This is a genomic window from Pseudomonas gregormendelii, assembly GCF_017114825.1.
Lineage (GTDB): Bacteria > Pseudomonadota > Gammaproteobacteria > Pseudomonadales > Pseudomonadaceae > Aquipseudomonas > Aquipseudomonas gregormendelii.
This window is the reverse complement of record NZ_JADEVO010000033.1, coordinates 36,968-54,770: the sequence shown is the minus strand read 5'-3', so window position 1 is coordinate 54,770 and position 17,803 is coordinate 36,968. Positions and strand designations below refer to the sequence as shown.

At 60.3% G+C, this 17,803-nt stretch carries 15 protein-coding genes; 6 read left to right on the top strand and 9 right to left on the bottom strand.

The window, feature by feature from the left end:
- Nucleotides 1–39 precede the first annotated feature (39 nt).
- The 6 genes from tauC to IMW75_RS20655 all read right to left on the bottom strand — a co-directional run bounded on the left by tauC (nt 40) and on the right by IMW75_RS20655 (nt 7,498).
- Complete coding sequence (gene tauC / locus IMW75_RS20680) at nt 40–873, bottom strand: taurine ABC transporter permease TauC (protein WP_045061310.1); 834 nt, start codon at nt 871–873, stop codon at nt 40–42.
- A complete protein-coding gene (gene tauB, locus IMW75_RS20675; protein ID WP_045061311.1) occupies nt 870–1,664 on the bottom strand; it encodes a taurine ABC transporter ATP-binding subunit in 795 nt (264 codons plus the stop codon). The genes tauC and tauB overlap by 4 nt, the downstream gene beginning before the upstream one ends.
- A gap of 16 nt (nt 1,665–1,680) precedes the next feature.
- Nucleotides 1,681–2,658 carry a taurine ABC transporter substrate-binding protein gene (gene tauA / locus IMW75_RS20670; protein WP_205893594.1) on the bottom strand — a complete coding sequence of 326 codons (978 nt, stop codon included), beginning with the start codon at nt 2,656–2,658 and terminating at the stop codon, nt 1,681–1,683.
- Between the two features lie 256 nt (nt 2,659–2,914).
- Nucleotides 2,915–4,498 (bottom strand): glutamate--cysteine ligase, encoded by a 1,584-nt coding sequence (gshA, locus tag IMW75_RS20665; RefSeq protein ID WP_205893593.1) that lies wholly within the window; start codon nt 4,496–4,498, stop codon nt 2,915–2,917.
- 292 nt (nt 4,499–4,790) lie between these two features.
- On the bottom strand, nt 4,791–5,174 hold the full coding sequence (locus tag IMW75_RS20660) for a PaaI family thioesterase (RefSeq protein WP_045061314.1): 384 nt from the start codon (nt 5,172–5,174) through the stop codon (nt 4,791–4,793).
- Nucleotides 5,174–7,498: a Tex family protein gene (locus IMW75_RS20655; RefSeq protein WP_205893592.1), complete on the bottom strand. Its 2,325-nt coding sequence runs from the start codon at nt 7,496–7,498 to the stop codon at nt 5,174–5,176. The genes IMW75_RS20660 and IMW75_RS20655 overlap by 1 nt, the downstream gene beginning before the upstream one ends.
- 358 nt (nt 7,499–7,856) lie before the next feature.
- Between IMW75_RS20655 and ompR the strand changes: the two genes are divergently transcribed.
- Together ompR and IMW75_RS20645 are read left to right on the top strand one after the other, a co-directional pair.
- Entirely contained in the window at nt 7,857–8,597 is a 741-nt protein-coding gene (gene ompR, locus IMW75_RS20650; protein WP_045061316.1) for an osmolarity response regulator transcription factor OmpR, read from the top strand.
- Between the two features lie 103 nt (nt 8,598–8,700).
- A complete protein-coding gene (locus IMW75_RS20645) occupies nt 8,701–10,014 on the top strand; it encodes an ATP-binding protein (RefSeq protein ID WP_205893591.1) in 1,314 nt (437 codons plus the stop codon).
- A gap of 64 nt (nt 10,015–10,078) precedes the next feature.
- Here IMW75_RS20645 and rimK read toward each other — a convergent pair whose 3' ends face one another.
- From rimK to rimA, 3 genes are read right to left on the bottom strand one after another with little or no spacing between them, the layout of a single operon-like run.
- Nucleotides 10,079–10,984, bottom strand: coding sequence for a 30S ribosomal protein S6--L-glutamate ligase (gene rimK, locus IMW75_RS20640; protein ID WP_045061318.1), 906 nt, complete (start codon nt 10,982–10,984; stop codon nt 10,079–10,081).
- Nucleotides 10,981–11,460, bottom strand: a complete 480-nt coding sequence (gene rimB, locus IMW75_RS20635; RefSeq protein ID WP_479687546.1) for a retropepsin-like aspartic endopeptidase RimB — start codon at nt 11,458–11,460, stop codon at nt 10,981–10,983. The genes rimK and rimB overlap by 4 nt, the downstream gene beginning before the upstream one ends.
- 17 nt (nt 11,461–11,477) lie before the next feature.
- Nucleotides 11,478–12,257 carry a S6 modification regulatory phosphodiesterase RimA gene (gene rimA / locus IMW75_RS20630; RefSeq protein WP_205893590.1) on the bottom strand — a complete coding sequence of 260 codons (780 nt, stop codon included), beginning with the start codon at nt 12,255–12,257 and terminating at the stop codon, nt 11,478–11,480.
- A 116-nt stretch (nt 12,258–12,373) separates the two neighbouring features.
- Here rimA and IMW75_RS20625 point away from each other — a divergent pair, with 116 nt between their 5' ends.
- The 4 genes from IMW75_RS20625 to IMW75_RS20610 all read left to right on the top strand — a co-directional run bounded on the left by IMW75_RS20625 (nt 12,374) and on the right by IMW75_RS20610 (nt 17,711).
- Complete coding sequence (locus IMW75_RS20625; RefSeq protein ID WP_205893589.1) at nt 12,374–12,781, top strand: S4 domain-containing protein; 408 nt, start codon at nt 12,374–12,376, stop codon at nt 12,779–12,781.
- A gap of 146 nt (nt 12,782–12,927) precedes the next feature.
- Nucleotides 12,928–13,830, top strand: a complete 903-nt coding sequence (gene hslO, locus IMW75_RS20620; RefSeq protein ID WP_045061322.1) for an Hsp33 family molecular chaperone HslO — start codon at nt 12,928–12,930, stop codon at nt 13,828–13,830.
- Between the two features lie 182 nt (nt 13,831–14,012).
- Nucleotides 14,013–15,554 carry a phosphoenolpyruvate carboxykinase gene (locus IMW75_RS20615; RefSeq protein ID WP_205893588.1) on the top strand — a complete coding sequence of 514 codons (1,542 nt, stop codon included), beginning with the start codon at nt 14,013–14,015 and terminating at the stop codon, nt 15,552–15,554.
- Between the two features lie 225 nt (nt 15,555–15,779).
- A complete protein-coding gene (locus IMW75_RS20610; protein WP_205893587.1) occupies nt 15,780–17,711 on the top strand; it encodes a RecQ family ATP-dependent DNA helicase in 1,932 nt (643 codons plus the stop codon).
- Nucleotides 17,712–17,803: the final 92 nt, after the last annotated feature.

Sequence of the window (17,803 nt, the reverse complement as noted above, 5' to 3'; positions counted from 1 at the left end):
CACCTGCGGGCTGGGTCTAATAAGGGGCGTTCAAGTTTTTCAGTGGGCCTGGCCGTGCCACGGCACCAGCTTGCGTTGCAGGGCGCGCAGGCCCATTTCCATGGCGAAAGCGATGAGCGCGATGACCAGGATCCCGAGTACCACCACGTCAGTGACCAGGAACTGCGCGGCCGACTGCACCATGAAGCCCAAACCACTGGTGGCGGCGATCAGTTCGGCGGCGACCAGCGTCGACCAGCCAACCCCCAGGCCAATGCGCACGCCGGTCAGGATGTCCGGCAACGCGCTCGGCAGAATCACATGGCGAATCAGCTGCGCGCGGGTAGCGCCCAGGGACTGTGCAGCACGCAATTTGGCCGGATCGACGGTGCGCACGCCGGTGGCGGTGGCAATGGCAATCGGGGCGAAGATCGCCAGGTAGATCAGCAGGACTTTGGACAGCTCACCGATGCCGCACCAGATCACGATCAGTGGCAGATACGCCAGCGGTGGGATAGGGCGGTAAAACTCGATCAGCGGATCGAGAATGCCACGGGCGATGCGGTTGTGACCGATGGCGATACCCACCGGAACCGCGGTCAGCACGGCAAAGCCCAGGCCCAGGCCGATACGGCTGAGGCTCGCGCCCAAATGCTGCCACAACGTCGAGTCCATGTAGCCGGTGGTTACCAGCAACCAGCCCTTCTGCAGGACGGCCGACGGTGGTGGCAAGAACAGCGGCTCGATCATGCCGGTTGCCGTCACAGCCCACCAAAGCGCTACCAGTGCGACCAGTGTCAGGACGCTGATCCAGCGCGTGCTCAAGCTGCGCCGTACGGGAATCACCGTCGAAGCGGTTTTTACCCTAACGGCAGGAATTTCGTAGCTGCTCATGCGCGCTCCTGCCGTTGTGCGGCGCTGCGTTGGGAGAACACCTTGGCGAGCACGTGTTCGCGGGTTTCGATAAAACGTGGGTCGGATTTGATCGCCCGTGCCGACTCGCCGGCGGCGTAACGCTGACCGAAGTCCAGGCTCAGACGTTCGACGATCTGCCCCGGATTTGGCGCCAGCAGAATCAGGTCTGTGGCAAGAAACACCGCCTCTTCGATGTCGTGGGTAATCAGAAATACCGGTTTTGCGGTGCGCTGCCAGACTTGCAGCAGCAGCTCTTGCATCTGTTCGCGGGTGAACGCATCGAGCGCGCCGAACGGTTCGTCCATCAACAGTACGCGAGGGTCGGCCGCCAGCGCACGGGCCAGGCCGACACGCTGTTTCTGGCCGCCCGAAAGCTGCCAGATGCGCCGGTGTTCGAAACCGGACAGGTCCACCAGCGTGAGCATTTCCCGCGCACGGATTTCGCGCTTGTCTTTCGAGACGCCTGCCAGTTCCAGGCCGAAGCCGACGTTAGCCAGCACGTCCTGCCAAGGCAGCAGGGCGTCGTCCTGAAACACTACGCCGCGTTCGGCGCTCGGTCCCTTGACGGGCACGCCGTCGAGGGTGATGCGCCCGGCGCTGGGCTCGACGAAACCGGCAATCAGGTTCAGCAGTGAGGTCTTGCCACTGCCCGACGGGCCGAGCGCCACCAGCAATTGCTGAGGCCCCAGGCTCAGGGAAATATCCGCCAGTACCGGTTCGGGGCTGCCGGGGTACTGTGCGCTGATACGCTCCAGCTGTAGCAAGGCCATCGCAATAAACTCCCGATCAGTTGGTGATGAACTTGGCGCTGACGTACGGCGCGTAGTCCGGCAGAACCGCTTCCACCTTGCCTTGTTCCTTGAGAAACACGGCGGTGTCGGTGATGGCTTTGGTGGTCGGCGCGCCGAGGGTGATCACCTGATCAGCCGCCAGCGGGTAGACGTTGCCTTGCAACAGCAGTGGGATGTCGCTGGCCTTGGCGCCGGAGAGTTTCACCAGCTTGTCGACGTTGCCCTGATTAGCCAGCCAGGCTGTTGGGTCCTTGCGGTAGTCGGCGTAGGCGTCGAGGGTGACTTTGGCGAAGGCGGTGACGATTTCCGGGTGTTTTTCAGCGAAATCTTTACGCACGATCCAGGCATCGAAGGTCGGTGCGCCGAACTTGGCCAGTTCGCCAGAGGTAATCAGCACTTTGCCGTTTTCCTTGGCAACGCCCAGGGCTGGGTCCCACACGTAGGTAGCGTCGATGTCACCCCGTTTCCACGCGGCGATAATGGCTGGCGGGGCGAGGTTCAGTACGGTGACTTTCGACGGGTCGATATTCCAGTGCTTCAACGCGGCCAGCAGGCTGTAGTGTCCGGTGGACACGAATGGCACGGCGATCTTCTTGCCGATCAGGTCTTGCGGTGTCTTGATCCCCGATCCGTCGCGAGCCACCAGGGCTTCGGCGGCACCGATCTGGGTGGCGATCAGGAAGGTTTCCACAGGCACTTTGCGAGTGATCGCGGCGGTCAGGGGGCTGGAGCCGAGGTAGCCGATCTGTACGTCGCCGGAGGCAATGGCGGCAATGATGTCGGCGCCATTATCGAATTTGCGCCAGTCGATCTTGGCGTTGGTGGCTTTTTCATAGGCGCCGTCGGCCTGGGCAACTTTCGCCGGGTCTACGGTGGTCTGGTAGGCAACGGTGACGTCGGCGGCCTGGGCGAAGAAGCTCGCCGCAGCCAGCGAAGCGGCCGCCAGGAGGCGAAGGGGGAAATGCAGTTTCATCGGAGAAGCTCCTCAACAGGCGGCCGGGAGTTGGCGTTTGAGGAGACTAAATGATCTAAGAATGCGGAAATAAATAACTTTTTCGCATTAGCTTATGAGTGGAAAAAGCGGAGGATCAAAAGATCGCAGCCTGCGGCAGCTCCTACACAGGTCGCGTGCAGGCTCGGGGACTGCGTAGCGCGGCGAAAAAAAATCGCAGACTCCAGCCGATCCCTGTAGGAGCTGCCGCAGGCTGCGATCTTTTTAAAGCTGCCGATTAATTACTGATCGCCAGAATGCTCGCCTGATACGACCCGACAAACACATCAAAATCGCCGACCTCGTTCTGCTCCAACTCGACTTGCTCAGCCAGCGATGAACGCGCACGTGCTTCGAATCGCCCCTGGTCTTCGGCAGAAAGCGGTTCGCTGCGGAAATATTCCGCATGCGCCTGGCTCTGACGCAACGAGAACTGACTGAAACTCTCCTTGTGCTCTGCCATCGCGGCCAACACCTGGGCCGATGGGGTCAGGGCCGGGTCCTTGACCTTGGCCAGCTGGGCATCCAGCGCCTTGCTGTGAGCATCGCCGCCGTGGCTCTGGTCCAGTATCGCCGCGAGCGGCGCAATGTGCTCCAGCAACTCGCTGGCCCACTCCTTGAGGTCCACCGGCTGGCCGTCGCGCTGCAGTTGCAGGCCCGGGCGGCGACCTTCCTTGACCACGCTAAGGAAGTTCGAGGTCGCGTTGCCGCACGAGGTGTTGGTCAGCAGCGGGCTGTCGTTGAGCGCGCAGTACAGCAGGAACGCGTCGAGGAAGCGCGACTCGGTGAGGTCGATGCCCATCGGCAGGAGCGGGTTGATGTCCAGGCAGCGCACTTCGACGTACTGGATACCACGTGCCACCAGCGCCTGGATCGGGCGCTCGCCGGTGTAGGTCACGCGCTTGGGGCGAATGTTGGAGTAGTACTCGTTTTCGATCTGCAGGATGTTGGTGTTGAGCTGAACCCACTCTCCATCCTGATGGGTGCCGATCTCCACGTACGGTGCGTAGGGAGTGGCTACCGCTTTGCGCAGGCTGTCGGTGTAGCTGACCAGGTCGTTATAGCAAGGCGTCAGGCCGGCCTGGGCGTTACTCTGGTAACCCAGGTCACTCATGCGCAGGCTTGTGGCGTAAGGCAGGTAGAGCGTGTCCGGGTCCAGCTGCTCCAGCTGATGGGAGCGACCTCGCAGGAAGCCCGCATCAAGGGCTGGTGAAGCGCCAAACAGGTACATCAGCAGCCAGCTGTAGCGACGGAAGTTGCGGATCAGCGCGATGTAGGCCGAGGACTGATAGTCGCGATCGGTGCCGACAAAGCCTTCAGCTTCCTTGAGCAGCGGCCAGAGCTGTTCCGGCAGGGAAAAATTGTAGTGAATCCCGGCGATGCATTGCATCGTCTTGCCGTAGCGCAGGGCCAGGCCCTTGCGGTAGACGTACTTGAGCTGACCGATGTTCGAGGTGCCGTAGTAGGCAATCGGGATGTCTTCCTCAGCCGGCAACGGGCACGGCATGGAAGGACTCCACAGGTACTCGCTGCCCAGCTTGCTGTAGGCAAAGCGGTGAATGCTGTCCAGGCTCGCCAGCGTATCGGCCGGGTCCGGCAGGGCGGGCGTGATGAACTCCAGCAGCGACTCGGAATAGTCGGTGGTGATTTGTTCATTGGTCAGCGCGGAACCCAATTCTTCGGGGTGGGGCGTTTGCGCCAGGCGACCTTCGCTGGTCACGCGCAGGCATTCACGTTCGATGCCGTGAAGGCACTGTTCGAGCAGAGAGAGGTTAGCGCGCTCGCCAAGCAGAGCCAGGCGGCGGTTGAGAATTTCGCTCAAGTTGGATTCCTTCACGCGTCAGTCGCCCCAATATGGGGGTGGGCAAGACGGTCTACAAGGGTGAAGTTGAAACTGGCGTTTTCGCCTGGTTTTTTAGCAGCACGGACTTCATGCCAGTCGGTCAAGGACCCGTCGCCGCGAACCCTGTGGGAGCGGGCTTGCCCGCGATGAGGGAGTGTCAGTCACCATTTATGTTGCCTGACACACCGCCATCGCGGGCAAGCGCGCTCCCAAAGAAAATCCCGGCGCCGCTTTCATAGCGCCGAAATTACCTCAAAATGATGATCGGTAGCTACAGGACAGCGAACGTGCCTTGCGCTTTTGCGACCAATTTTTCGCCTTGCATCACCTCGGCCTCGACCACCAGCGTGCGACGGCCCGGGTGGATCACCCGTGCTGTGCACATCACCTCGCCCTCAGAAACCGCGCGAATGTAGTTGATCTTGCATTCGATGGTCGCGCTCTGCTGGTCGAAGCCATGGGTACTGGAACAGGCCAGGCCCATGGCAATGTCCACCAGGCTGAACAACGCGCCGCCGTGCAGCTTGCCGCCGCGGTTGCGCAGTTCGGGCTGCAGTGCCAGGGCGACTTGCGCCACCCCGGTGTCCAGGCTGTGCAAACGACAACCCAGCAGCTTGAAGAACGCGCTTTCGGTCAACCCTGGCGGGATCTCCATCAACGCTTCTTCAGTTGCTTGGCGTTGGCGAACAGCGAAGCCATGGCATTGTTGGCAGGGGCGGGCGCCGTGGTTTCCTTGCGCGGTGCAGTGTTCTGGGACTGACGCGGTGCCGAACCAGGACGCGCACCACGAGCGCCATCGATTTTCTCGCCAGGGGTGTCGCTCATGCGCATCGACAGGCCCACGCGCTTACGCGGTATATCGACTTCCATGACCTTCACTTTCACCACGTCGCCCGCCTTCACCGCTTCACGGGGATCCTTGATGAACTTCTCCGAAAGTGCAGAGATATGCACCAAACCGTCCTGATGCACGCCGATGTCAACGAATGCGCCGAAGTTGGTCACGTTGGTCACCACGCCTTCGAGGATCATGCCCAGCTGCAGGTCCTTGAGGTCTTCGACACCTTCCTGGAACTCGGCAGTCTTGAACTCGGGACGCGGGTCGCGACCGGGTTTTTCCAGCTCTTGCAGAATGTCGGTGACCGTTGGCAGACCGAACGTCTCGTCGGTGTACTTCTTCGGATCCAGGCGCTTGAGAAAGCTGGCGTCGCCAATCAGCGAACGGATGTCGCGGTCGGTTTCAGCGGCAATGCGCTGCACCAGTGGATAGGCTTCCGGGTGAACGGCGGACGAATCCAGCGGGTTGTCACCGTTCATGACCCGCAGGAAGCCGGCGGCCTGTTCGAACGTTTTTTCACCCAGGCGTGCGACTTTTTTCAACGCGGCGCGGGTCTTGAACGCACCGTGTTCGTCGCGGTGGCTGACGATGTTCTGCGCCAGGGTCGCATTGAGGCCGGAGATGCGGGCCAGCAGTGCCACGGAAGCAGTGTTGACGTCCACGCCGACGGCGTTCACGCAGTCTTCGACCACGGCGTCCAGGCCGCGCGCCAGTTTCAGCTGCGATACGTCGTGCTGATACTGGCCGACGCCAATGGATTTCGGATCGATCTTCACCAGTTCGGCCAGCGGGTCCTGCAGGCGACGAGCGATGGATACCGCGCCACGAATCGACACGTCGAGGTCCGGGAATTCCTTGGAAGCCAATTCCGACGCCGAGTAAACCGATGCGCCGGCCTCGGAGACCATGACCTTGGTCATTTTCATCGCCGGGTATTTCTTGATCAGCTCAGCGGCGAGCTTGTCGGTTTCACGGCTGGCGGTGCCGTTGCCGATGGCGATCAGGTCGACCGAATGCTTGGCGCAAAGGGCTGCCAGGATCGCAATAGTCTGGTCCCACTTGTTGTGCGGCACGTGGGGGTAAACGGTGGCGTGATCCAGCAGCTTACCGGTGGAGTCGACCACGGCGACCTTGCAACCGGTGCGCAGGCCCGGGTCCAGGCCCAGTGTGGCGCGCGGGCCGGCCGGGGCCGACAGCAGCAGATCGTGCAGGTTGTGGGCGAACACGTTGATCGCCTCGGTTTCCGCGCCATCGCGCAACTCGCCGAGCAGGTCGGTTTCGAGATGGGTATAGAGCTTGACCTTCCAGGTCCAGCGCACCACTTCGCCCAGCCATTTGTCGGCGGCGCGGTTCTGGTTCTGAATGCCGAACTGCTGGCCGATCATGCCTTCGCAGGGGTGCATGGTGCCCGGCAGCTCGTCGCCGACTTTCAGCGCGGAACTGAGAATGCCTTCGTTGCGGCCACGGAAAATCGCCAGGGCGCGGTGCGATGGCATGCTTTTGAGGGGTTCGTCGTGTTCGAAGTAGTCGCGGAACTTGGCGCCTTCCTCTTCTTTGCCGGCGATCACGCGGGCACTGAGGATGGCCTCCTGCTTGAGGTAGCTGCGCAGTTTGTCCAGCAGGCCGGCGTCTTCGGCGAAGCGCTCCATCAGGATGTACTTGGCGCCTTCAAGGGCCGCCTTCACATCGGCTACGCCTTTTTCCGCGTCGATGAAGCGTGCAGCTTCGACGTCCGGGGCCAGGGTCGGGTCGTTGAACAGGCCGTCGGCCAGCTCGCCGAGGCCGGCTTCCAGGGCGATCTGGCCCTTGGTGCGGCGCTTCTGCTTGTACGGCAGGTACAAGTCTTCGAGGCGGGTCTTGGTGTCGGCGAGCTTGATGTCGCGCTCCAGCTGCGGGGTCAGCTTGCCTTGATCCTGAATACTGGCCAGGATGCTGATGCGCCGTTCGTCGAGTTCTCGCAGGTAGCGCAGACGCTCTTCCAGATGACGCAACTGGATATCATCGAGGCTGCCGGTCACTTCTTTCCGGTAGCGGGCGATGAATGGCACGGTAGAACCTTCATCGAGTAGCGCGACGGCCGCTTCGACCTGTTGTGGGCGTACACCGAGTTCCTCGGCGATGCGGCTGTTGATGCTGTCCATAAAACCACCTGACAAATTGTGAAAGCAGGCTCGCAGGCACAGGATTAAAGGCTCGGCGAGTCTGGTTGAGCGGCCTGGCCTGCGCCGCTACCTGGATCAACAGGCATCCCGTTGACCCGTGAAATCGAACAATTACTGCCAGCGCCATGAAAATAAAAAGTGGCTGCTGCTGTAAACGATCAGACGTTGCCTGACACAAAAGGCCGCGCATTATAACCAGCATCGGTCATTCGGGGCATCGCAGGCTCCCGCTATCCACCCGGTTTACTGGCGGTGGAGGAAAAATCTGCTAACAATGCACACGGTGCGTATAACGGCAGCTACGCCATAATGCGCGCCGAGCTAAAAGGAGCATCTAATGAGCAGCACTGCAAACATTGCTGAAGGCGAAAAAATTCTTATTGTTGATGACGACCCGGGGCTGAGCAGCCTGCTGGAGCGCTTTTTCGTCAGCAAGGGCTACCGTGCCCGCACGGTACCGAACACGGAACAAATGGACCGCCTGCTGGCGCGTGAAGTGTTCAACCTGGTCGTTCTCGACCTGATGCTGCCAGGCGAAGACGGCCTGACCGCCTGCCGCCGCCTGCGTACCGCGAACAACCAGATTCCAATCATCATGCTGACCGCCAAGGGCGATGAGCTGAGCCGGATCAAGGGTCTGGAGCTGGGTGCCGACGACTACCTGGCCAAGCCGTTCAACCCGGACGAGCTGATGGCGCGGGTCAAGGCGGTGCTGCGTCGCCAGTCGACGCCTGTGCCAGGCGCACCGGGCAGCGAAGACGAGAGCGTGACGTTTGGTGACTACGAACTGTCGCTGGCCACCCGTGAGCTCAAGCGTGGCGAAGAAGTGCACATGCTCACCACTGGCGAGTTCGCCGTGCTCAAGGCGTTGGTGATGAACGCGCGTCAGCCATTGACTCGCGACAAGCTGATGAACCTGGCTCGTGGTCGTGAATGGGATGCGCTCGAACGCTCCATCGATGTGCAAATCTCGCGTCTACGCCGGATGATCGAACCTGATCCATCCAAACCGCGTTACATCCAGACGGTTTGGGGCGTGGGTTACGTATTCGTGCCGGATGGCGCAGCCACCAAGTGATTGGCGATTTGTAGGAGCGGGTCATGCGGATGATTTTGTCCGCAGACTCGCGAACCGCAATATGCGAGCATCGCTCGCTCTTGCATGTGTTTAGCGGTTATCCATGAAAACGCCCGTGTGGTTCCCCCAAAGTTTCTTCTCTCGCACCCTGTGGCTGGTGCTGATCGTTGTGCTGTTTTCCAAGGCACTGACCCTCGTTTATCTGCTGATGAACGAAGACGTGCTTGTGGATCGCCAGTACAGCCACGGCGTCGCCTTGACGCTGCGCGCCTATTGGGCGGCTGATGAAAACAATCGAGACAAAATCGCCGAAGCGGCAACGCTGATTCGTGTGGTTGGCACCGGTGTGCCGGAGGGTGAGCAGCATTGGCCCTATAGCGAAATCTACCAGCGACAGATGCAGGCAGAACTCGGTGCCGATACCGAAGTCCGGTTACGTATGCACTCGCCCCCAGCCCTCTGGGTGCGGGCGCCGAGCCTGGGTGACGGCTGGCTGAAAGTACCGCTTTACCCGCATCCGCTGCGCGGGCAGAAAATCTGGAACGTACTCGGCTGGTTCCTCGCCATCGGATTGCTGTCCACGGCTTCGGCGTGGATTTTTGTCAGTCAGCTCAATCAACCTTTGAAACGCCTGGTCTACGCGGCCAGACAGCTCGGCCAGGGGCGCAGCGTGCGCCTGCCGATCAGCGACACGCCCAGCGAAATGACCGAGGTGTACCGCGCCTTCAACCAGATGGCCGAGGACGTCGAGCAGGCGGGCCGTGAGCGTGAGCTGATGCTGGCCGGGGTATCCCACGACCTGCGAACCCCGCTCACCCGTTTGCGCCTGTCCCTGGAGCTGATGGGCGACCACAGCGACCTGACCGACGATATGGTGCGTGACATTGAGGACATGGACGCGATTCTTGACCAGTTCCTGGCATTTATCCGTGATGGACGCGATGAGTCGGTGGAAGAAGTCGACCTGATCGATCTCGTGCGCGAAGTTGCTGCTCCTTACAACCAGAACGAAGAAAAAGTGCGTTTGCGCCTGGAGCCGATTCAGCCGTTCCCGCTACGGCGGGTGTCGATGAAACGACTGTTGAACAACCTGATCGGCAATGCGCTGCATCACGCCGGCAGCGGTGTGGAGGTAGCGGCTTACGTATCCGGAGATACCAGCGCGCCTTACGTGGTGCTGAGCGTCATGGACCGTGGCGCCGGGATCGATCCGTCGGAGCTGGTAGCCATTTTCAACCCGTTCACCCGTGGTGATCGTGCCCGGGGCGGCAAGGGAACCGGATTGGGCCTGGCGATCGTCAAGCGGATTGCTTCGATGCATGGCGGCAATGTCGAGCTGCGCAACCGTGATGGTGGCGGGCTGGAGGCGCGGGTGCGCTTGCCGTTGGGGTTGATGTTGCCGCGCGATGCGGTTTAACGGCTGAAAAAAAGATCGTCCGAACGCGGCCGGAGCCTTCGGACGATCTTTTGATCTTCCCGCTTTAGCCTTTTCCTTTGGTGCGCGTCATATTCGGCCCACCATTCTTTTCAAGATGCTCGATGATGATCCCCGCCACGTTCTTGCCGGTGGTGGTCTCGATGCCTTCCAGCCCCGGCGACGAGTTGACTTCCATCACCAGCGGCCCGTGATTGGAACGCAGGATATCCACGCCTGCGACGGCCAGCCCCATTACCTTGGCCGCACGCAAGGCCGTCATGCGTTCTTCCGGGGTGATCTTGATCAGGCTCGCGCTGCCGCCCCGGTGCAGGTTGGAACGGAACTCCCCGGGTTTGGCCTGGCGTTTCATCGCAGCAATCACTTTGTCGCCCACCACGAAGCAGCGAATGTCTGCCCCACCGGCTTCCTTGATGTATTCCTGGACCATGATGTTCTGCTTGAGACCCATGAAGGCCTCGATCACCGACTCCGCCGCAGTCGCGGTCTCACACAGCACCACGCCGATGCCCTGGGTACCTTCCAGTACCTTGATCACCAGAGGGGCGCCGTTGACCATTTCGATCAGGTCGGGAATGTCATCCGGCGAGTGCGCAAACCCGGTGACCGGCAAGCCGATCCCTCGGCGCGAGAGCAGTTGCAATGAGCGCAGTTTGTCCCGCGAACGCGCGATGGCCACCGATTCGTTGAGCGGAAATACCCCCATCATCTCGAACTGGCGCAAAACCGCGCAGCCATAAAACGTCACCGATGCCCCGATACGCGGGATGACCGCATCGAAACCTTCCAGCGGCCGGCCCCTGTAGTGGATCTGCGGCTTGTGGCTGGCGATGTTCATGTAGGCGCGCAAGGTGTCGACCACGACCATTTCGTGGCCACGCTCGGTTCCGGCTTCGACCAGACGACGAGTGGAATACAGACGCGGGTTCCGCGACAGCACAGCGATCTTCATGCAACACCTGTGGAAAGGGTAGAGACCGGGAACACCGGCTTGTCTTGTACGTATTTGATGCCCGGATTGACGACCAGTTGGCCGTCGATAAGGGCTTTGGAACCGAGTAGCAGGCGATATCGCATGGATTTACGGCAGGCGAGGGTGAACTCGACCCGCCAGACCCGATCACCGAGGGCCAGGGTGGTGCTGACCACATAGCGCTTCTGCGCATGGCCATTGGAGCTCTTGATGGTTTTCATGGTCACCAGCGGGGCTTCGCAACGTCGATGACGCAGTTGCAATACCGTGCCCAGATGCGCGGTAAAACGCACCCATTTTTCACCATCGCGCTCAAACGGCTCAATGTCGGTGGCATGCAAGCTGGAGGTGCTGGCACCGGTGTCGATTTTTGCCCGCAGGCCTGCCACTCCCAAATCCGGAAGCGCCACCCACTCGCGCAGACCGACAACGGTCAAATGGTCAAATGTCTTCAATAGGAATAAACCGGCGATTAACGCGTCCAGGTACCCCCTGGTACCTGGGCCAACGCTTTGAATGCAGGCTTGGCGAACCAGTAGCCTTGCATCAGAAAAATTCCACAGTCCGCCAGGAAATCCCGTTCTCCAGCGCTTTCGATGCCTTCGGCAATGACTGTAACGTCCAGATCCGCACAGATTGTGACAATCCCCCGCACGATAGCCTGACGAACACGATCGCGATCGACGTCACGGATCAGTGCCATGTCGAGTTTGATCAGGTCGGGTTGGAAGTCAGCGAGCAGATTGAGCCCCGAGTACCCCGCACCGAAGTCATCGATGGCGGTCTTGAAGCCGAATTCGCGGTATTCACGCAGAATATTGGTCAAATGGCGATAGTTATCTACGTGCTCGCTTTCCAGGGTTTCGAAAATCAGCCTGTCTATGGGGAAATTATGTTTTTTGGCGGCCTTCAGCGTGCTGCGAATACACAGCTCCGGGCGGTACACGGCGTTGGGCATGAAGTTGATCGACAGGTTGGTTTGCATGCCCAGTTGCGCAGCACCTTCGATCGCCTTGGTGCGGCAGAGCTGGTCAAATCGGTAGCGATTGGCCTCGGTGACCTGGTCAAGTACCGATAACGCGCCTTCACCGTCGGTGCCGCGCACCAGTGCCTCGTGAGCAAAGATCGATCGGTCCCGCAGGTCCACGATGGGTTGGTAAGCAAAGGCAAAATCAAAGCCCAACGGTTCGCTTTGCTGACATCCCTGGCAATCGCCACTGGATGAAGTCAATGAAGACGGAAATATTGTCACTCGAACACTCCACTGCGATGAACCGACCAGGATGACATTCTATCTGGAGGGGCGGGTTCTTGCGCCCGACAGAAACGGTAGTACAGTTCCGACTATGGGCTAAAAGAGGAATTCCGGTGACACAAAAAAAGGATGAGGACGACAAGGTCCGTCTCGATAAGTGGCTGTGGGCTGCGCGTTTCTATAAAACACGTGCCTTGGCCAAGACGGCGATCGAAAGCGGCAAGGTGCATTGTCGGGGCGAGCGCTGCAAACCCGGCAAGGAACCGCGCATTGGCGACGAATTTCAGATTCGCCAGGGGTTCGAAGAGCGTACGGTAGTAGTTCAGGCCCTGTCTATCGTGCGCCGGGGTGCTCCCGAGGCGCAGGCCTTGTACGCCGAGACCGAAGCCAGCGTCGCCAAGCGCGAGGCTGCTGCCGAGATGCGCAAGGCGGGTTCGCTGGGCATGACCACCGACGGCAAGCCGAGCAAAAAACAGCGGCGGGATCTGTTTAAGTTTCGTGGGAGCAGCAACGACGAGTGAAGCAGGTGTTCGTGCGCTGGCCGGTATGAGCTTGGAACCCGACCGGATTGTTCCTAAAATGCCTGCCATGGCCAGACTTCGCGTGCGCAAACCCTGCGCAGCTTACTCTTTGAAATCTTTTGACATTAATTCAGATACCCAAACCTATGACCGATCTAACGGATACCGACTACACCCAACGCTTCATCTTCGATGACAGCGATACCCGCGGCGAACTGGTTTCGTTGGAACTCAGCTACGCCGAAGTCCTGGCTAAACATGCGTATCCGGAACCGGTTGCGCAATTGCTCGGCGAACTGATGGCCGCGGCGTCGTTGCTGGTCGGCACCCTGAAATTCGATGGCCTGCTGATTCTACAGGCCCGCTCTGAAGGGCCCATCCCGCTGCTGATGATCGAGTGCTCCAGCGAGCGTGAAATCCGTGGCCTGGCCCGTTACGAGGCTGACCGCATCGCGCCTGATGCGACGCTTGCCGACCTGATGCCCAACGGTGTCCTCGCGCTGACGGTCGATCCGACCCAAGGCCAGCGATACCAGGGCATCGTTGACCTGGACGGCGAAACCCTGTCGGAGTGCTTCACCAACTATTTCGTCATGTCCCAGCAGGTCGGCACGCGCTTCTGGCTGTACGCCGACGGCCGTCGTGCCCGAGGTCTGCTGCTGCAGCAACTGCCCGCTGATCGCCTCAAGGATGAAGAAGAGCGTGCCGCCAGCTGGCAGCACATCACCGCCCTGGGCAGTACGCTGACTGCCGATGAGCTGCTCAGCCTGGACAACGAAACCGTGCTGCACCGCTTGTACCACGAAGAGCAGGTGCGCCTGTTCGATGTCCAGCGATTGCGCTTCCGTTGCAGTTGCTCGCGCGAGCGCTCGGCGAATGCGCTGGTCAGCCTGGGTCTGGAAGACGCTCAGGACCTGGTCGTGGAACACGGTGGCAACATCGAGATCGACTGCCAGTTTTGCAATCAGCGCTACCTGTTCGATGCGGCCGATATCACTCAATTGTTCGCTGGAGCCGGTGTCGATACCCCGTCAGATACCCGGCACTAAAACGGTTCAGCGCAGGTAAATTCACTGCTTAGCGGCGCAATAGCGCCGTTACGACGGGAGGGCCCTACTATTTTTGGGCGTTTCTGGCATAATCCGGCCCACTTTTTGTCGCGGTAGTAGTGCACGACTTTCTACTACAAAACGTTTGGAGCACACTCGGCCACTGGCCGACGGGGAATCTCATGACGCAAGCCAATAACGCCGTGTACACCGATCTGAGTGTTGATGATCTGGTAAAAGAAGCTCTGAATCGTGGTGAAGGCGAGCTTGCCGATACCGGCGCGCTGGTTGTTCGTACCGGTCACCGTACCGGCCGCTCGCCAGTCGATCGTTTCATCGTGGAAGAGCCAACCACCCAGGCAGCCATCGCCTGGGGCCCGATCAACCGCAAGTTCCCGGCCGACAAGTTCGATGCCCTGTGGGACCGCGTCGAGGCGTTCAACAACGCGCAAGAGCATTTCGTTTCCCATGTGCATGTAGGTGCGTCCGAAGACCACTACCTGGCTGTGAAAATGACCACCCAGACTGCCTGGCAGAACCTGTTCGGTCGTTGCCTGTTCATCAATCCTGCCCAGTACAACCCGGCAGGTCGCGAAGAGTGGCAAGTACTGAACGTGGCCAACTTCGAGTGCGTGCCTGAGCGTGATGGCACCAACTCCGACGGCTGCGTGATCCTCAACTTCGCCCAGAAGAAGGTACTGATCGCCGGCATGCGTTACGCCGGTGAAATGAAGAAAGCCATGTTCTCGGTGCAGAACTTCCTGCTGCCGGCCGCCGACGTGCTGCCAATGCACTGCGCTGCCAACATCGGTGAAGCGGGCGACGTGACCCTGTTCTTCGGTTTGTCCGGCACCGGTAAAACCACCCTGTCCGCCGACGAAAGCCGTTACCTGATCGGTGACGACGAGCACGGCTGGGGCGAAGGCGTTGTGTTCAACATCGAAGGCGGCTGCTACGCCAAGTGCATCGACTTGTCCGAGAAGAACGAGCCGGTCATCTGGAAAGCCATCAAGCACGGCGCAGTCCTGGAAAACGTCGTTATCGATGACGCCAAGCACGCCGACTACGCCGATGTGAGCCTGACCCAGAACAGCCGCGCAGCTTACCCGCTGGAGCACGTTGCCAAGCGTTCCGAGAAGAACCTTGGCGGTGAGCCTAACGCGGTGATCTTCCTGACCTGCGACCTGACCGGCGTACTGCCGCCAGTGTCGATCCTCAGCGAAGAACAAGCGGCCTACCACTTCCTGTCCGGCTACACCGCTTTGGTGGGCTCGACCGAAATGGGCTCGGGCAGCGGCATCAAGTCGACGTTCTCCACCTGCTTCGGCGCACCGTTCTTCCCGCGTCCGGCTGGCGAATACGCAGAACTGCTGATCAAGCGCATCCGCGGCTTCGGCTCCAAGGTGTACCTGGTCAACACCGGCTGGACCGGCGGTGGCTACGGCGTTGGCAAGCGCTTCAACATTCCGACCACTCGCGGCGTCATCGCAGCGATCCAGAGCGGCGCGTTGATCGGTGCTGAAACCGAACACCTCGACACCATCAACCTCGACGTGCCATTGGCCGTACCGGGCGTTGAGACTGGCCTGTTGAACCCACGTAATACCTGGGCTGACAAAGCTGCCTACGATGAATCGGCTAAAGCACTGGCCGGCCTGTTTGTCGAGAACTTCAAGAAGTTCGACGTGAGCGACGCCATCAAGGCTGCTGGTCCGAAGATGTAAGGATTGGCTTGATGTAACGACAAAGCCGCCTTCAGGGCGGCTTTTTCGTGGGCGTGAGCATCAGGTCTTGAGGTGCCTGCGAACCTGTCGCTGCCTTGATTCAACACGCCCTGCCAGCACCTGCGCGGTATCATCCGGTATCTTTTTACCCCCGACCTTTTCTCGACTCGCGGCGATCGCCAGCTAGGCTTTGGGCTTCGCCAGCGGTCAACGGAGTGACAGCTTATGCACAACACCCTGGAACAGGTTTTCGGTTATCCACAATTTCGTCCCGGCCAGGAGGCTGCGATCAGCGCGGTACTGGCAGGGCGCTCGGCAGCGGCGATCTTTCCCACGGGTTCAGGCAAGTCCCTGTGCTACCAGATCCCGGCGATGCTGTTGCCACACCTGACGCTGGTGGTCTCGCCACTGCTGGCGCTGATGCAGGACCAGCTGGCATTCCTGCAGCGTCATGGTATCTCGGCAGGCAGTATCGATTCGGCGCAGAGCCGCGACGACGCCGATGTGATGGCTCGGGCGAAATCGGGTGAGCTTAAGATCCTGATGGTGTCCGTGGAGCGGCTGAAGAATGAGCGCTTTCGCAACTTCCTCCAGCAGGTGCCAATCTCGTTACTGGTCGTGGACGAGGCGCACTGCATTTCCGAGTGGGGTCATAACTTCCGGCCTGATTACCTCAAGCTCCCGGACTACCAGCGCCAGTTCAATATCCCGCAGGCGCTGCTGCTGACCGCCACGGCGACGCCGAAGGTGATCGCGGACATGCAGGCCAAGTTCGCCATTGCGCCTGAAGACGTAGTGACCACCGGTTTCTACCGGCCTAATCTCAGTTTGCGGGTGGAGCCGGTGCGTGGGCAGGACAAGCGCCGGCGACTGGTTGAGTGGATGAGCGAGCGGCCGGGTCAGCCCAGCATCGTCTACGTCACCCTGCAGAAAACCGCCGAGCACATCGCCGAGCACCTGGGTCGCAATGGCATACAGGCCGAGGCCTATCACGCCGGGTTGCCCCACGAAAAACGTGAGGCGATCCAGAAGCGCTTCATGGGCGGGCAATCCAATTGCATCGTCGCCACCATCGCATTTGGCATGGGCATCGACAAAAGCGACATACGCAACGTGGTGCATTTCGACCTGCCCAAGTCCATCGAAAACTACAGTCAGGAAATCGGTCGTGCCGGGCGCGACGGGCAGCCGTCGGACTGCCTGGTCCTGGCCAACCGCGACAGCCTCAATGTGCTGGAAAACTTCGTCTACGGTGACACGCCGGAGCTGGATGGCATCCGGCACGTGCTGGATGAGTTGAAGGCGTGCGCGGCCGATGGGCAATGGGAGTTTCTGCTGGGGCCGCTGGCAGACCAGAGCAACATCCGGCAGCTGCCGCTCAAGACCTTGCTGGTTCAGCTGGAGCTGCGCCGGATCATCGCCCCGCGTTACGCCTACTACGCCGAGTATCGATTCAAATACCTGCAGGAGCCTGCCGACTTGCTGGCCCGATTCGAGGGAGAGCGCAAGGATTTCGTGGCGGCGATCATTCAGACATCCACCCTTGCGCGAGCCTGGGCCACGGTGAGTTTCGACGCGCTGTACGAACGCTACCAGGCCGAGCGTAATCGGGTGGTCAAGGCCCTGGATTATTTCCAGGAGAAGGGCTGGATCGAGCTCGAAAGCAAGCAGACGACCGAGGTTTACAGCGTGCTGCAAGCAGGCTTTGACAGCCAGGCGCTGGCCACGGAACTGCACGCTTACTTCACCCGCCACGAGCAAACCGAGGTCGCCCGAATTCACGCGATGCTGGATCTGTTTGCCACCGAACGCTGCCTGGGTTATCGGCTGGCCGAGTACTTCGGGGACGAACAGGCTCCCCGGCAGTGCGGGCATTGTTCAGTGTGTCACGGCGATATCGCACGACTGCCGGCGCCGCCGGAGCTGCCAGCGCTTGTGGATAAGAATTTCGAGGCGTTGTGCGCTGAATTTATCCACAAGCACGAGCAGCACACCGGCAGCATTCCTTCGACCGAGCGGGTGACCCGTTTCCTGTGCGGCATCAGTGTGCCGTTGTTTACCAAGCTCAAGGCGCGGTCAATTGCGGGGTATGCGGTGCTGGAGGAATACCCGTATGGCGAAGTGCGGGGGTGGGTCGAAACTCACCTCCCAGCTTGAGCGGGATATCTGTAGGCGCGAGCTTGCTCGCGATGGTCGTCAACGATGACGCGGGGCAACAGCTTAATTTGCGCGACCTCAAGATCATCGCG

Coding starts and splice junctions, on each gene's coding strand:
- tauC (WP_045061310.1), bottom strand. CDS start 873: ATGAGCAGCTACGAAATTCCTGCCGTTAGGGTAAAAACCGCTTCGACG.
- tauB (WP_045061311.1), bottom strand. CDS start 1,664: ATGGCCTTGCTACAGCTGGAGCGTATCAGCGCACAGTACCCCGGCAGC.
- tauA (WP_205893594.1), bottom strand. CDS start 2,658: ATGAAACTGCATTTCCCCCTTCGCCTCCTGGCGGCCGCTTCGCTGGCT.
- IMW75_RS20660 (WP_045061314.1), bottom strand. CDS start 5,174: ATGGAGATCCCGCCAGGGTTGACCGAAAGCGCGTTCTTCAAGCTGCTG.
- IMW75_RS20655 (WP_205893592.1), bottom strand. CDS start 7,498: ATGGACAGCATCAACAGCCGCATCGCCGAGGAACTCGGTGTACGCCCA.
- ompR (WP_045061316.1), top strand. CDS start 7,857: ATGAGCAGCACTGCAAACATTGCTGAAGGCGAAAAAATTCTTATTGTT.
- IMW75_RS20645 (WP_205893591.1), top strand. CDS start 8,701: ATGAAAACGCCCGTGTGGTTCCCCCAAAGTTTCTTCTCTCGCACCCTG.
- rimK (WP_045061318.1), bottom strand. CDS start 10,984: ATGAAGATCGCTGTGCTGTCGCGGAACCCGCGTCTGTATTCCACTCGT.
- hslO (WP_045061322.1), top strand. CDS start 12,928: ATGACCGATCTAACGGATACCGACTACACCCAACGCTTCATCTTCGAT.
- IMW75_RS20615 (WP_205893588.1), top strand. CDS start 14,013: ATGACGCAAGCCAATAACGCCGTGTACACCGATCTGAGTGTTGATGAT.
- IMW75_RS20610 (WP_205893587.1), top strand. CDS start 15,780: ATGCACAACACCCTGGAACAGGTTTTCGGTTATCCACAATTTCGTCCC.